Origin of the sequence: Epilithonimonas sp. UC225_85, from assembly GCF_042695135.1 — a bacterium.
In the GTDB taxonomy this organism is placed as follows: domain Bacteria; phylum Bacteroidota; class Bacteroidia; order Flavobacteriales; family Weeksellaceae; genus Epilithonimonas.
Window position 1 is genome coordinate 1,687,371 of the sequence record NZ_CP170547.1, and the last position, 15,116, is coordinate 1,702,486.

The window sequence follows — 15,116 nt, forward strand, 5'->3', positions numbered from 1 at the left end:
TACTTTATAAATATGAAAACCTGTTGGAGAGCAGGTTTTTTTTTGATAATATATCTAGGGATTGAATGTTTTAAATTGCTTTGCGTATCCGCTATTTTGACCAATAGTAATCTTTTTGCTTTCTAATTTAATAAAATAATTTTGACCCTTATTATCAGTGTAAAATTGAGTATATGCAATTAAAATTTCATCTGTATATCTTTCAATCTTTTCTTTATTCCACTTTAAATCGAAGTGTTTTGATAATCTGTTCAAAATATTTTCAGCAATTTCTTCTGTAGATAATGAAGATTCATAATTTCTTAAAATTTCAATCACATCTTTAATAAATGCCGTTCTAGTATTTTTATTTTCAAAAGCGTTTTGAATTTCTTTTTTTAATTTTCCTGGAATTTCAATTTTGCCTTTTGTGTTTTCAACTTTAATAGGATTATCAGAATTAATAGGTACTCTAATTTTTATTCTTTGCTTTTTACCATTAAAAGGATAATTAGTTTCCTTATCAATATGAACATCGTTTTGATGATTATCAAAATTTTTAATTTCTCCAGTACCTCTTTTATGATCATCAATAATGATTGTCTGATTTTTTATTAATTCTTTTAATGACATAGTTATGTTTTATCAAATACCTAATATTTTATTAAGGATTACTATCACTCATTTTATTTGCAATCTGCAATTCTAGCATATTCATTTCTTGTAAAAAATCTTTTAAATGTGATTTAGTGACAATGTAAACTATTGTTGAAGTTGGTGAGTCATCATAATAGAAATTTACTAATAACTTAGAAAATAATACTTTTTTCAGATTAGAATTATTATTCTCAACAGTAAGTTGGTATAGATCATCATTGATAAGAAGTATTGGTAAATATAGCCAATGTCTAAAATACTTATTATTCATATTACTGAATATGTCTATATGTTTTAAAAATTCATCTTCGCAGTACCAACATAACTTATTTAAACTAGAATACAATTCATCAGGATGAGATGCCATAATTTGATTATTATTTTTTTTGGTAAAAGAACAATATTGTGTAAATAATGGAAGACCATCATATTGAAGAGATTCCCAGTAACCATCTGATGGATCATATTGCATATTTGTGGGTACCGTAACAATTTCCTTGATAAGCTGCTCGGGAGTATTAGGATTAAATTGTAATTCAGTTAAAAGTACCAACGGAAAACTATTATTTTTAAGTTCAAAAAAATATCTAATTTTTGACGAAATTCCCTCTCGGTATTCATTGTATGTTTCTGCTACAATGTCTATTTCTCTGCTCTTTAATGTAATAGGATCTTTAAATACTACATTTGATTCAACGAAAAAGTTTTGCCCGGATAAAAATTTTACAATTTCAGACTCAAATAAATATCCTGATTTAGTAATTGCCTCTAAAATTTCTTGTTCTGTCATACAATAATTTATATTTATTAAAAGTATAGAAATTATGTCAACATTCTGTTCGAAATTATATTGTAATGATCATTTTGTATTATTTAAAACCAAGCAAAAAATGTTTTTTGCCCAAACACCCCAATTAAACCAAACCACAACTGTCATTTTCTCCAAACAACTCAATTAAACTAAAACACAAAATGTTTTTTGCCAAAACAACTCGATTAAACAAAACCTCAACTTGTTTTTTCTCTAAGCAAGTGGTTTAAATTAAAACACAAAATGTTTTTAGTTTAATCAAAATGTTTTGCCATAAATCAAAAAAAATAATATATTTAAAAACGGAATTCATTAAATAAATTATTAACAAAAACACATTTGGTTTATGAAAATCACATTAAGAAAGCTAAGCACGAAAGACTTAGCGACGCTCGCGCAGAGAACAATCAACACATCTGACTCAGGTGATTATCCCGTGATTGACGGTCATCCACTTCTGGCAGAACTTAAGCTGATGTATGCAGATTACGATGCCGTTTATACAAAAATGACATTCAGCGGAAAAGGGAATGACGTTGCAAATAGCGATAATGAAAGAGACCTTGCTTTCACAACTCTGAAAGCCTTTCTCAACAGTTACCGCAAAATGGTCACTTTACCAGGCTATCAATCTGCAGAACACCTTTATCAAATCTTCAAACAGTTTGGTCTCAATCTCGACCGCTTGAGCTACTCCTCCCAAACTGCCCAAATGAAAAAACTCATCGAGGAGCTGGAAAAATCGGAGAACAGTCAGAAACTCAAAGACCTGAAACTGACCATTGCTTTTGATGAGATGAAAGACAAACAAACCGCTTTCGAAGCCATCTTTGCAGAACAGGCTGGCGCCAATGGCGATCTTCGAAACCAGAAAAGCGCCTCAGTCATCCGAAAAGATCTGGAGAAAACCCTGAAATCTTTCTTCGGACTGTTGACCGCAATGAAAGACGTCACAGACTGGAAACTCTTCTACAATGACATAAACGAACTGGTGAAAGCTGCAAAACAATCGAACCAACCGCCGACTGTAAATAAAGGAATTACCATCCCGGAATAATGGATTTATTTTCATATTAAGCGGATCAAAATTCAAAAAGAATCTGCAAAATCTGCTCGATCTGCGAGAGAGAATATATTTCAGAACCTAAAGAAAATGCCATAAAAAAAGCAACCTGCACCAGGTTGCTTTTATCTTATTTTATCTTTTCCAGGAGGTAGAGTTTACCACCGGAGAAGGCTTGCTTTGGCATCAGGCTGCCTTCCAGGATCATCGTTTTGCTGTTGATATCGATAATAGAGATGTAGTTGCTGGAATTGAACTCCAGGTAATTTTCTTTCTCTTTGGTCAAAGGGTTTTTTCCAAACTCGAAGTCATATTTTTCCCAGCTTTCTTTTTCAGTGCTGCAATGCACGGGTTTGTATTTGGATCGTTTGGAATTGAAGATGATCTGGTCAAAGCCATCCACACATTCACTGTTGAAAGAGCTCTCGGGATTCTGATCCTGGCTGAATTGCTCAAAAGAGCCGTGATAAACCCCAACAATCTTCCACGTGCCATCGATTCTGTCCTTATCAATTTTGCCATTGGCTTTGCTCACCGCCCAGCTTACGCCTTTTACAGTACCTTTCACCGCTTTGTAACCCAGTTTGGCAACACCAGTCACTGCTTTTGCAGCGGTAGAGACGATGCAGGATTGCAGAACGGCCAGGGCACAGATCGAAAGAATTATTTTTTTCATAACATCAGCTTTTGTGGTACGAATATAAGACTTTAATTAAAAGACATATTGATAAATTACCAATAATGCTGATGTTCTTTCGGTTTGGAACAGTAAAAGCTAAGAAAAATGACCAACTGATTTCCGGAGATTTGAGGCTTTCCATATCCTTTTGGTATATTTGTGAAACATTCGGAATCGTGATATTTAGATCCTGTGATGTTCATTTTTATCTATACAGAAATATACCAGACGTGAAAATTCATAACAAAAAAAGATTTCTCAGTTTTCTCAAATTTAAAAGAGATTTTCAGCAATATGGGCTGGAGAAGGCTCGCAGTTATGAACTGATCCTGCACTGGCTCAACAACAGACTCAGCCGAAGCCAGTTTCTTCTGCTTTCCGGGATTTTGGTAGGTTGTACCGCAGGATTAGCGGGCGTTTTGCTGAAAACCATTGTCCATAATATTCACTTTTTCATTACAAATAAAGTTCATTTTGAATATCAGATTTTGTTCTACATTATCTTTCCTTTTTTAGGAATTGTGTTGACGACGAGTATTGTTCTTACTATTTTCAAAGGTCAGGACAGGAAGGGTATTGGTGCGATATTGTATGAGATTGCACAGAATTCCAGCATTGTTTCTTCCGTTAAAACGTATTCGCAGATTGTGCAAAGTGCTATTACTGTTGGTCTTGGAGGATCTGCGGGTCTGGAAAGTCCGATTGCAGTGACTGGTGCGGCGATTGGTTCCAACTACGCCCAGACCTACCGTCTGAATTATAAAGAAAGGACTTTGCTTTTGGCCGCAGGAGCAACGGCTGGTATAGCTTCTGCCTTCAACGCTCCGATTGCCGGGATTATGTTTGCTTTTGAGATCCTGCTGACGGGTGTTGTGTTTACAGACTTCATCCCATTGGTTGTGGCTGCCGTTTGTGGAAGTCTTTTGTCCAGGATTCTACTTCAGGAAGATATTCTTTTCAGATTTTATACGAGGGAAGCATTCAATTATAAGAATGTCCCTTACTATCTGATATTGGGAATTGTGACAGGTTTGTACGCCAGATATTTTTTAATTGTGTCTCAGAAAGTCGAGCACTTTCTCAAAGGACTGCGAATGTCTCGTCTGCGCAAGGCCATGCTGGGAGGTGCTGTTTTGTCGTTTCTATGTGTTCTTTTTCCGCCCTTATTCGGAGAAGGGTATGATACGGTAAAGGCATTTACCAATGGACATGCTAATATTATTATTGAGAACAGCCTTTTCAGATATTTTGATCTTAAGGAATATACGATTATCATATTTCTGATTCTCGTTTGTCTTTTAAAAGCCTTCGCAACATCGTTTACCATTTTCAGCGGCGGGAATGGCGGTAATTTTGCGCCATCACTTTTTGCGGGAGGTTCTGTTGGATTTTTATTTGGAGTGATCTGTCAGCAGATCGGTTTCAAGGATGTTCCGGTTACCAATCTTGTTTTGGTTGGGATGGCAGGCGCAATGAGCGGGGTTTTGTATGCACCGTTAACAGCTATCTTTCTGATTGCCGAATCCAGCTTTGGCTATGATTTGTTTATTCCGTTGATGATCGTGTCTGTCATTTCTTATCTGATGGCAAAATGGTTTTCGCCCATATCACCGGAACTGAAATCTTTGGCAGATCAGGGAAAAATATTTACCAATGAGCACGATAAAAACCTTTTATTTTCACTTCACACGGAAGATTTTATCGATAAAAATGCTCAGACCATCCACGAAAATGCTTCTATAAATGACCTTTTCGAAATGGTGAAAAATGGCAGCAAAAATTTGTTTGCCGTGGTAAATAGTGATAAAAAATTAAAAGGAATTCTGACGCTTGATGATATCCGGCCTTATCTTTTCAATCAGGAAAATAATGCCGCACTGCCAGTTATAAAAATTATGAAAGCACCACCAGCATTGATAAAACCCGAAGATAAACCGCTGGATATCCTGCAGATTTTTGATGATACAGGATCCTGGAATCTCCCGGTTGTTGATCAGAATAATCTGTTTATTGGTTTCATCTCCAAATCATCAATTCTGATGAGCTACAGACAAGTCCTGAAAGGTTATTCTGAGTAATGAGTGATTTTTAAACAAACAAAAAGCCGGATTATTTCTAATCCGGCTGTTATATTTATTGGTATCGCTGATGTTCTTTTGGTTTCGAGAATCTATCAATAAGCGGTTTGAACAGTGCTTTGTATTTCTCAATATCAAATAACTGGGAATCTGTCAGAGCTTTATAAGTAATCCAGACACTGAATGGAAATAGTACAATATTCGGAATCCAGGCTGCGAGGTAAGGATTTAGTTTTCCTTTCCAGGATATGTTTTCTACGGTAAGATTCAGAACGTAAAAAATGATGAAGATCACAATCGCGATAATCACCGGAAGTCCCATTCCGCCCTTTCTGATGATGGATCCTAGACTGGCACCAATCAAAAAGAAAATGATACAGGTGAACGAGTAGGAGACAATACGCTGCTGGTACATCACGATTTTATTATGCTGTTTCACCGTGTCTGCAATAGCATTCTCGTTAGAATCTATAGCCGCTTTCAGAACATTTATTTTGCTGTAAGCACCCCAAAGCACTTCCAGTTTTTTATCTTTTTTTAGTGTATCGATTTTATACGGCTCTTTGATGATTTTGTCCTTAGGCTTCACCTTATCGATGTATTGAACGTAGTTGTTGGTCTGCGTGATCACCGGCGACGTCACCGAATTGACTGTTGCAATATTGGTTTTTCTATTTTTTTCCAGTGTAGTATTCACTTCTGCATAAGTCTGGAAGCGGTAATCATCCGTTATTTTTTCCTGCTCTATCGCATTATTTATCAGTTCGCTGATGTCAAAATGATAAACCAGACTGTCAAATTTCACGGATTGGTTCGGTTGTTTTTTTCTTTCCTCATAAGGCTTACCAGAGATATTATCTTCAAAAACATAGCCGTTGTACAGGATTAGTTTCAGATAGTTACGGTCTTCTGCCGGAGCAAATTTTCCCTGCTTTGCAATGATGGTCTGTTGATTATCATAAGGACTTGCATTCTTGTGAAGGAAAACACCTTCCAGCTTTTCGCCTTTTTCACCATAGATCTTATCAAATTTCACTGAGTATCCGGAGATCTGATCAATAAAAACACCTGGTGTAAAGTTGATTGCAGGTTTGGACGACACAATATTAAATAACATATTCTTTGCCTTTCTCTGGAAATCCGGTATCACATTATTGGAAAAGAAAAACAGAATACCGGCGAGAAAACTAACCGTAATCAGCAATGGCATCATCACCCGAAGCAGTGAAATCCCTGCGGCCTTCATCGCTGCCAGCTCATACCGTTCTCCAAAATCCCCAAATGTCATAATGGAGGAGAGTAGGATCGTGAGCGGCAAAACCATACTCACAACGCTCATTCCCAGATAGAAAAGCAACTTCAGTATTTCGCCATAGCTTAGTCCTTTTCCTGTCAGCTGAGACATCTGCGTCCAGATAATATTAACAATGAAGATGAAAAACAACACACTGAAAATAAAAAGAAACGGTCCGAAAAAGGTTTTGACAATATATTGATCTAATTTTTTCAATTCAGAAATTTAAACCTCAAAAATACTGCAAAAAAAGCAATACTGAAATGGGTTGTGAGATTTTAGGAAATATTTATAAAGTTGATAATTTTCTTTGATAAATTAATAGTGTCCAGCTTTAGCCCGATAACAAAATTGAAAACAAAAATGGCTTTAGCCCATTCCTATTGATCATAGTTAAATAATTATCAAAATATGATCACAAAAAATCCGCAACATTCAATTGCGGATTAAATTAAAGACAATAAAAGTCTATTATCTATTCGTCTATTATCTTTGAGTCTGATTAAAAAATATAATCCGTACTCAGGAAGTTAGAATCGTGGTCTCTTACGATTGAGTTCAATAATGTCTTGTTGGATTCTGTAATTTTTGCAGCCACCAAAGATCGGATTGAGAAAGATCTCAGAGCGTCAAAAACAGAAAGTGTTCCTTCTGCGCTGTCTTTTCTTCCCGTGAATGGGAAAACATCCGGACCTCTTTGTGCCTGACAGTTGATATTAAGACGACTTACCAAGTTTACAAACGCATCAATCAGTTTCGAAGTTTCCATTGGATCTTCACTGAAAAGACTCACCTGCATCCCGTGATCTGCATTCACCTGATAATCGATTGGCTCTTCGATATTGTCAAAAGGAACTACAGGAATCACCGGTCCGAATTGCTCCTCGTGATAAAGTTTCATTTGGTCGTTCACAGGATAAACTACAGCTGGAAAAACGAAAGACGCTTCGTTATAACCGCCGTTTTCATTCAGGACTTTTGCGCCTTTTGCCAAAGCATCATCGATGCATTCTTTTAAATATGGTGGTTTATTAACTTCCGGAAGCGGCGTGATCTTCACATCTTTTTCCCAAGGCAAACCAGGTTTCAAAGCGGAAACTGCAGCCGTTAACTTCTTAGTAAATTCCTCAGCTACTTCTTTCTGAACGAAGATTAATTTTAAAGCCGTACATCGTTGACCGTTGAAGGAAAGTGATCCCAGAATACATTCGCTGACAGCAACATCCAGGTCGGCGTGTTTTGTAACGATAGCTGCATTTTTGGCATCAAGGCTTAAAATTGCTCTTAATCTGTTGACTTTTGGATGAAGTTTTTTCAAACCATTGGCAACTTTACTCGATCCGATAAAAGCCAGAACATTCACTTTTCCGCTTTCCATAATTGGGGTGATGATCTCTGCTCCTTTTCCGTAAAGTGTATTGACTGTTCCTTTTGGGAAGGCTTCCTGGAAAGCTTTTAATAAAGGATAATGGGCAAGAACGCCGTGTTTTGGTAATTTGAACAAGATCGTATTTCCCATAATCAAAGCAGGAATCAATGTTGTGAAGATCTCATTCAGCGGATAATTGAATGGTCCCATACTCAGTACTACGCCAAGCGGTGCTCTTCTGATTTGGGCAATTGTTCCTTCTGCCTGTTGGAATCTTGAAGATTCGCGGTCAAGATCTTTTAAAGCGTCAATGGTTTGGTTAATGTAATCTACCGTTCTGTCAAATTCTTTGGTAGAATCTGGGAGTGTTTTTCCGATTTCCCACATCAATAGTTTGATGACCAATTCTCTTTGCTGAATCATTAAATAAACGAACTTCTGCATACATTTGATTCTGCCTTCCACAGACATGGTCGGCCATTCGCCAAGTCCGTTGTCGTAAGCTTTTACGGAGGCTTCCAGAACGTCCATTGCATCCTGCGGCGTAATGTTCGGGATGCTTCCCAATAGTTTTCTTTCCAGTCCGTTTTCTGTCGGGATGCAGATCGGGGAGTAGATTTCGGTAACATCGCCGTTCCATTCTACCAGTTCACCGTTCAGGAGGTAAACACGTTGGTGGATTTCCGCGACTTTGTATTCTTCTGGGATTTCGTTTTCGCTTTTGAATATGTCTTTGAAGATTGGATTTTCTGAACTCATAGTTTTGTTAATTGTTATTGAATTAGATTTCGATTTTTGATGACAATAAATTTAGAGATAAAGATTGATTCTGGGAATATGTTAACATAGATTTATTCTATGCGGGAATCAAAAAAACTCAACATTATAGTTGAGTTATTATTTTCTAGTATTTTATTATTCCGTAGAAATCTTGACTTCGTATATCTCGACAAAGACAGTTTAGATTCCTACGGAATGACAAAATTGAGTTTTTTATTAATTTGATGAAGAATTATTTACCATCCGTAGACTTAAGCGCCCAAGCAATGAGAGCTGGCTGCATAAATAATCTGGCAAACCTCTTGTTATCTGTGTTGAGGCCGAAAGCGCTTCTTCTTTCTTTATATTGAGTATAATTTCCCGGGAAAACAGCAGTGAATAATCCTGCTGCGATCTTTCCTACAAGTGATTCATATTTCTTGGGTGCAGCGATGATGGCGGCTCCCATGGCGATCTCAACGATTCCGGAATAGATAACAGTGTCATCCTTTTCCAGCGGAACCCACTCCGGAACCTGAGCCTGAAATTCTTTTCTTGCGAAGGTCAGGTGTCCGATTCCTGCTGTAATCAGCATTGCGCCTAAGCCGTATTTTGCGATAGTTTTAATTGTATTTGCTTCCATAATAGGGGATTTTCTTGGTGTAGGTTCAAGAATGATTCCAAAAAATATTAATGATTGTTAAATCCTTGGCATTAATCTAAGATCATTCATAAAATGAGATAAATTTGTTTAAAATTAAAAATATGTTTTCAAAAATAGTTTTCAGTACAATGTTATGTTTCTCAACATTTGTTTTTGCTCAAAGTTCTAAAACAGCCAATACCGTTTTGATGGGTGGAAATACAGTGCATACTTATTCCAAATTGCCGACCATCAATCAGCAGGCGCCGAAATTCAGTTTGACGGGTGTGGATATGAAAGATCAGAATCTGGATTCCTATAAAGGAAAATATCTGATTCTGAATATCTTCCCCAGTGTAGATACGGGTGTTTGTTCTGCCTCGGTACGTCATTTTAATGAAAATGCGGCAAGCCTTCCGAATACGGTTGTACTTTGTATTTCAAAAGATCTTCCGTTTGCGCAGAAGAGATTTTGTGGTGCTGAAGGTATTAAAAATGTCGTGATGCTGTCCGATTTTCGATCCGATTTTGGAAAAACGTATGGCGTAGAATTGACGGATTCTCCTATGAAAGGGCTTTTGAGCAGAGCCGTTGTGGTAATAGATCCGTCCGGGAAAATTGTTTACGAAGAGCAAGTGAGCGATATTTCTCACGAGCCAAATTATGAGGCTGCAATGAAGGCTGTTAAATTATAGAGATTATTACTTTCTACAATATTGAAAAGCAACCTAACATAGGTTGCTTTTGTCAATTTGACATATTATTTTGAGAGATGATTTCCGTTACATCGCTGTTACCTTCCCGTTACCTAAGTGTGTTTTTTTGATTTGGGGTTTGGTGATTTTTGACAGTTTGGAATAATAAATATTGTATATCATGAGAATTACTGGATTCTAAATGGCACACAACAACAATGAGAAATAGGTGGCGTTTTTTAATAATTATGGATTCAAAAAACAGGAAAAATTATAAAACTGATCCATGGAGAATAATTTTACAATTTTCAGATCCCCTCCACAAACTCATAATCCACATCCTTTGCTTCATAATTCACTGTAACACGCAAAGCTTTCAAACCATTAATTCCCTGTAAATCTTCAACTTCCAATTCCTCAACAGTTGATTCCAGAATATTTTGATTCTGGAGGATTTTTATTAAAGATAAATAATCCTGTCTTTCTCTTTCCTGAGAAAAAATAATACTAATTTTTCCAGGTTGTGTGATTCGCTCAGTTGAGTTTTTAACAGTCGATTTATCGATGCGTTTTTTAATCATTTCGTAGCGTGCATTGTAGCTTCCGTCCACATCAAAACGTTTTTCGTCCATTCGGAATCTGATACTGATTGGCGTACTGTAAACCAAAATCAATGATGAAACATCTAATGAATATTCAAGATTCTTTCTAAATTGGTTGTACTGCAATTCACTTTCACAAAGCACACGCAGTTGCCATAATCTAAGATTTTTTAAAAAAACCGGATCATAAGTCAAATCTGGCGCAATAGAAGATCCAATGTACATATTGTGCTCTAATCCGTCGGTTTTGAAACGCTCGTAATAGAAGGGAAAACGATGCTGTTGTTCCTCTTGTCTTTTGTCCAGAATATCGGCCAGATTTTTATTAATTGAAGACAAACTATCGTCAAATTTTCTACGGAAATCATAAACCATATTGGTTCTTGGATCCAACTTTTTGTAATAATCTGTAACCAATTGATTATACTCAATATTTTGAAGTTTTATTGAAGCAAACAACGGATGAATCTCGGACAAAATAAAAGTCTGAACCTGATTTTCTGTATCCGCTTTTAAGTCTTTGTCTAATAATTTTTGAGACTTAGCAAGTTTTTCTTTAAAAGATTCAAGATCATTATCATAACTGAATTTTGACAATAAATCAGTTATCAATCTTAATTGAATTTCAAGATCTTGTTTGATAACCAGATTTCTGGAAATTGATGAATTGCGAATATCAGTTTGCCCGAAAAGCGGTGTCAGATTCTGGAAACTAATATTTCTGTAAGGCAAATCAAATTCTTCTCTGTAAAAACCAATATGACGTTCTGCTTCCTGGCGGAATTTCCAGTAAACACTTGGATGGATCGACGTATATTCACGTTGAATAATAGCCTCTATTCTAGTCTCTATTCCTGTATACAACCTATCCATCGTATCTACCAAATAAGGCATTACGATTTCCATTTTATTGGCATTGATGCTGTTCAGCAATTTATTTTTGGAAACCAATTCTACAATTCCGAGAATCTTTTTGTCTTTGATAATTGGTGCGAAAATGGCACTTTTGATTCCCGATTCGTATAGTTGTTTTGCCATCTGGCTTTCCGGATAATCCTGAAAACTTCTGTCCACATCGGAAACACTGAAATATTTTTTGGACTCGACAAGCGTATTGAAACTCTTCTCACAAATCATTTCGGTTTTAAAATTCCTTGGTGCCGATGTCAGAATAAAACTGTCCATAATCCCATTGATTGGACTTCTCACAAATTTATTACCCTCGTGATCGATCGCAGTGTAGCCGACTTCAAGATCAGCGACCTGAAAGATCGAACGGAAAATTGTATTCATCTCTTCCTTAAGATTCTTATCATCTTCAATATTGATCAGTTTGCTTTTAAGGTTTGAAATGGCACTTTCTGTGGTTGCATCAAAAAAACTAATGACCGCAAATCCTTTCATTTCCCAACTGCCGGGAGGGAATTTCTCCTTCCAGAGTTCTTGATCCTCAACATTATCTATCAGTTCTGCAATTTCATCTTCGGTCAGCATTTTGAAATTTTCCAAAGCCCTTAATTCCATAAAATCTACATTATTAAGGAAACGGTAATGATTTACAATGCCATCCTCGTTAGGAATATCGAAAATAAAAGGCAATGAAAAATTGATCTGAACATTATAAAAATTTTTCAAAATAATACAGCAGCACATCACGTAAAAACGGTGTGGATCCATATCCTTGATCAGCAAATCAAAATTTTCTCCGGCTTGTTCGATAATCGTCTGGAAACGTTCTGTCGGGTTGAAAAAGAAATTATAAAAGGGAAAACCGATTGCCTTGATCTCATTTTTCGTCAGCATTGGCGGGAAAAGATCTTTCAGAAGATCCTTCATTAAAGTTTCATTTTTGACAAAAAAATCAAGGTCTTTGATTCCTTCCGTAAGTTCAGGAATTTCTTTTGTCTTTTCCAAAATCCTCTTATGAGAAAGTGCATATTCAGCATTTTGAAAAGCTTCCGATTCCATTTTCTGGATCAGTTTTTCAAAAGAAAGTTTAAGAATAAAAGGGCTGTCGTAAAGGGCTTGGAATTCCATGAGGGTAAAAATCAATACAAATGTAAGAATTATGAATAAATTAATAAAGTCGTTTCAAAAACAAAAATACCTTAATTAAATATAATATTGGATCAGTCTGCCGGTGTAACAATTTATTAATGAGAGAAATAGTTCCAATAAGATTAAAAAAAAGTAACAATATTTCGAATTATCATCTTTATCTATTGTTGCATTGTTATATTTTTAAATTGCTGCATTATCCCGTATCTTTGCAAAAAATTTCAGAACATTGAAGGACATCAGAACACTTAATCTTGAGCAGATGAAAGACTATTTTGGTACGATTGGTGAAAAGCCTTTCCGAGCAAAACAGGTCTATGACTGGCTTTGGAGCAAGAATATGCATTCCTTTGATGAGATGACCAATCTTTCCAAAGACCTGAGAGAAAACCTTTCCCGTGACTTTTTCATCAATCCTATTTCAGTTGATCTTTTACAGAAATCAACGGACGGAACTATCAAAAACGGTGTGAAACTTCACGACGGATTGATGGTAGAGTCTGTTTTGATTCCGACAGAAAGCCGCAGCACCGCCTGCGTTTCTTCGCAAGTTGGCTGCTCATTAAACTGTGAATTTTGCGCAACTGCAAAGCTGAAAAGAATGAGAAATCTGGAAGTTGCAGAAATTGTGGATCAGGTTGCATTGATCGATCGTCAAAGCAAAGAATATTTCGACAGACCGTTGACAAACATTGTGTTTATGGGAATGGGCGAACCGATGATGAATTACAAAAACGTTGTCGAAGCCATTCATAAAATCACACAGCCGGAAGGTCTGGGAATGTCGCCAAGAAGAATTACCGTTTCAACCTCGGGGATTCCGAAGATGATAAAAATGCTGGCTGACGAGGAAATTAAAGTGAAACTTGCGCTTTCTCTCCATTCCGCAATTGAACATAAGCGAAACGACATTATGCCATTTTCTGAAAAATTTCCTTTGACTGATATTATGGATTCTCTGCAATATTGGTATCAGAAAACTGGTTCGCCTATCACTTTTGAGTATTGCGTCTGGAAAGGCATAAATGATGGCGACGAAGACATCAAAGCTTTGATCAGATATTGCCGACAAGTTCCGAGTAAAGTCAATTTGATCCAGTACAATCCGATAGGTGAAGGGAAATTTGACCACAGAAGTATCGCTGCGGAAGAAAAATACGTCCGTGAACTGGAAAAAGCAGGAATCACCATTATGGTAAGAAAAAGCCGCGGTGGCGATATTGATGCAGCTTGCGGACAATTGGCGAATAAATCTGCTGAGTAATTTCTTTAACAATATTTTAATTTACTTAATTTTATCTTCCGAAAATCAATTCATATTTTTACGGAATATGAAAAAGATTTTCTACTTCTTATTTATCTTATTAAGTTTTCAACTTTCTGCGCAGAAAACTTACTCATTAAATCTCAAAAAATATAAGATTGCAATTCTGAGTGATTCCCTGAGAGAAAGTTCAGGCTTGACAAATCTTGACGGACGATTATTCTCCTTCAACGACAGCGGGAATACAAGCGAAATTTTCGAGATAAAACCAGTAAGTTCTTATATTGAAAAAACATTCCAAACAAAACTCAAAAACATAGATTGGGAGGCAATTACCAATGACAGTGGGAATTTCTACATCGGAGAATTTGGGAATAATCTGGGAACCAGAAAAGATCTGAAAATTTACAAAATCCCTTTCTTGAATGATTCTTTGATTCTTGATTCTATCAAAACAATTCCTTTTCACTATCCTGAACAAACCGATTTCACACCGAAGAATATAAACAATAACTTCGATGCGGAAGCAATGGTTTTTCTGGATGGCAATATTCATCTTTTCACCAAAGAATGGATTACAAATACGGTTTCTCATTATTTGATTGATCCTAATTTGTCTGAAGATCAACCGGCTCAGAAGTTAGAATCTTTTGAAACTGGATTTGTAGTAACTGATGCTTCGTTTTTTGGAAATAAATTATATACTGTCGGTTACACCAAAAAAGCATCGGTCTATATGATGATTTTCGAGAAAGATGAAAACGGAAATCTTTTATTCAACAAACCTGTGAAAAAGTTTTCTTTGGGAAAAGCTTACAATGTTGGACAAATCGAAGGAATTACTGCGACTGAAAAGGGAATCTATATTTCTGGTGAACGTTTCAATATAAAAATCAAAAAAGTGCCCCAAAGTCTCTATTTTATTCCTTTTAAAGATTTAGAATAATTATATTTGTAGAATAATAAATAGATTTTAGAAGTGAGATGTTAGAAATTAGATCCATACATTCTGCTAAAATATTTATTAATAATTTTTGGGTCGGTGGATAGACAAATCCTCAACATAGCCCCGATGGTAGTGGAAATCCTTTTTTGTTGGCTTTGACTAAGCTATGACAACAAAAAAGATTGCAACGGACAGCGGGTTGGAAAAGTGAATAGAGGC

General features: G+C 36.2%; 12 protein-coding genes. 5 read left to right on the forward strand and 7 right to left on the reverse strand.

The features are described from left to right. Positions 1 to 54: 54 nt before the first annotated feature. Together ACFJGY_RS07915 and ACFJGY_RS07920 are read right to left on the reverse strand one after the other, a co-directional pair. Positions 55 to 612, reverse strand: a complete 558-nt coding sequence (locus ACFJGY_RS07915; RefSeq protein ID WP_379969802.1) for a hypothetical protein — start codon at positions 610 to 612, stop codon at positions 55 to 57. 31 nt (positions 613 to 643) lie between these two features. After that, the gene (locus tag ACFJGY_RS07920) at positions 644 to 1,426 is read right to left on the reverse strand and encodes a hypothetical protein (protein ID WP_379969804.1); all 783 of its coding nucleotides are present in this window, start codon (positions 1,424 to 1,426) and stop codon (positions 644 to 646) included. Between the two features lie 367 nt (positions 1,427 to 1,793). Here ACFJGY_RS07920 and ACFJGY_RS07925 point away from each other — a divergent pair, with 367 nt between their 5' ends. Next, positions 1,794 to 2,504 (forward strand): DUF6261 family protein, encoded by a 711-nt coding sequence (locus ACFJGY_RS07925; protein WP_379969806.1) that lies wholly within the window; start codon positions 1,794 to 1,796, stop codon positions 2,502 to 2,504. A gap of 136 nt (positions 2,505 to 2,640) precedes the next feature. Here ACFJGY_RS07925 and ACFJGY_RS07930 read toward each other — a convergent pair whose 3' ends face one another. Then, a complete protein-coding gene (locus tag ACFJGY_RS07930; RefSeq protein ID WP_379969808.1) occupies positions 2,641 to 3,186 on the reverse strand; it encodes a hypothetical protein in 546 nt (181 codons plus the stop codon). A 65-nt stretch (positions 3,187 to 3,251) separates the two neighbouring features. Here ACFJGY_RS07930 and ACFJGY_RS07935 point away from each other — a divergent pair, with 65 nt between their 5' ends. Further along, complete coding sequence (locus ACFJGY_RS07935; protein ID WP_379969810.1) at positions 3,252 to 5,267, forward strand: chloride channel protein; 2,016 nt, start codon at positions 3,252 to 3,254, stop codon at positions 5,265 to 5,267. A gap of 55 nt (positions 5,268 to 5,322) precedes the next feature. Here the strand turns inward: ACFJGY_RS07935 and ACFJGY_RS07940 are convergent, their stop codons facing one another. The 3 genes from ACFJGY_RS07940 to ACFJGY_RS07950 all read right to left on the reverse strand — a co-directional run bounded on the left by ACFJGY_RS07940 (position 5,323) and on the right by ACFJGY_RS07950 (position 9,332). Further along, on the reverse strand, positions 5,323 to 6,777 hold the full coding sequence (locus ACFJGY_RS07940; RefSeq protein WP_379969812.1) for an LptF/LptG family permease: 1,455 nt from the start codon (positions 6,775 to 6,777) through the stop codon (positions 5,323 to 5,325). Between the two features lie 286 nt (positions 6,778 to 7,063). Next, entirely contained in the window at positions 7,064 to 8,689 is a 1,626-nt protein-coding gene (locus ACFJGY_RS07945) for an NADP-dependent glyceraldehyde-3-phosphate dehydrogenase (protein ID WP_379969814.1), read from the reverse strand. Positions 8,690 to 8,942: 253 nt separating this feature from the next. Next, on the reverse strand, positions 8,943 to 9,332 hold the full coding sequence (locus ACFJGY_RS07950; RefSeq protein WP_379969816.1) for a hypothetical protein: 390 nt from the start codon (positions 9,330 to 9,332) through the stop codon (positions 8,943 to 8,945). Between the two features lie 122 nt (positions 9,333 to 9,454). Between ACFJGY_RS07950 and tpx the strand changes: the two genes are divergently transcribed. Next, a complete protein-coding gene (gene tpx, locus ACFJGY_RS07955; protein WP_379969818.1) occupies positions 9,455 to 10,027 on the forward strand; it encodes a thiol peroxidase in 573 nt (190 codons plus the stop codon). A gap of 308 nt (positions 10,028 to 10,335) precedes the next feature. Here tpx and ACFJGY_RS07960 read toward each other — a convergent pair whose 3' ends face one another. Next, positions 10,336 to 12,666: a GAF domain-containing protein gene (locus ACFJGY_RS07960; protein ID WP_379969820.1), complete on the reverse strand. Its 2,331-nt coding sequence runs from the start codon at positions 12,664 to 12,666 to the stop codon at positions 10,336 to 10,338. A gap of 250 nt (positions 12,667 to 12,916) precedes the next feature. On the opposite strand from ACFJGY_RS07960, the gene rlmN reads away from it, so the two are divergent. Both rlmN and ACFJGY_RS07970 read left to right on the forward strand, forming a co-directional pair. Continuing rightward, entirely contained in the window at positions 12,917 to 13,951 is a 1,035-nt protein-coding gene (rlmN, locus tag ACFJGY_RS07965; RefSeq protein WP_379969822.1) for a 23S rRNA (adenine(2503)-C(2))-methyltransferase RlmN, read from the forward strand. Positions 13,952 to 14,018: 67 nt separating this feature from the next. After that, on the forward strand, positions 14,019 to 14,897 hold the full coding sequence (locus ACFJGY_RS07970; protein WP_379969824.1) for a hypothetical protein: 879 nt from the start codon (positions 14,019 to 14,021) through the stop codon (positions 14,895 to 14,897). Positions 14,898 to 15,116: the final 219 nt, after the last annotated feature.

Excerpts from the sequence above, each read along its gene's own strand:
- ACFJGY_RS07915 (WP_379969802.1), bottom strand. The coding sequence starts at position 612 with ATGTCATTAAAAGAATTAATAAAAAATCAGACAATCATTATTGATGAT.
- ACFJGY_RS07920 (WP_379969804.1), bottom strand. The coding sequence starts at position 1,426 with ATGACAGAACAAGAAATTTTAGAGGCAATTACTAAATCAGGATATTTA.
- ACFJGY_RS07925 (WP_379969806.1), top strand. The coding sequence starts at position 1,794 with ATGAAAATCACATTAAGAAAGCTAAGCACGAAAGACTTAGCGACGCTC.
- ACFJGY_RS07930 (WP_379969808.1), bottom strand. The coding sequence starts at position 3,186 with ATGAAAAAAATAATTCTTTCGATCTGTGCCCTGGCCGTTCTGCAATCC.
- ACFJGY_RS07935 (WP_379969810.1), top strand. The coding sequence starts at position 3,252 with ATGCTGATGTTCTTTCGGTTTGGAACAGTAAAAGCTAAGAAAAATGAC.
- ACFJGY_RS07945 (WP_379969814.1), bottom strand. The coding sequence starts at position 8,689 with ATGAGTTCAGAAAATCCAATCTTCAAAGACATATTCAAAAGCGAAAAC.
- ACFJGY_RS07950 (WP_379969816.1), bottom strand. The coding sequence starts at position 9,332 with ATGGAAGCAAATACAATTAAAACTATCGCAAAATACGGCTTAGGCGCA.
- tpx (WP_379969818.1), top strand. The coding sequence starts at position 9,455 with ATGTTTTCAAAAATAGTTTTCAGTACAATGTTATGTTTCTCAACATTT.
- ACFJGY_RS07960 (WP_379969820.1), bottom strand. The coding sequence starts at position 12,666 with ATGGAATTCCAAGCCCTTTACGACAGCCCTTTTATTCTTAAACTTTCT.
- ACFJGY_RS07970 (WP_379969824.1), top strand. The coding sequence starts at position 14,019 with ATGAAAAAGATTTTCTACTTCTTATTTATCTTATTAAGTTTTCAACTT.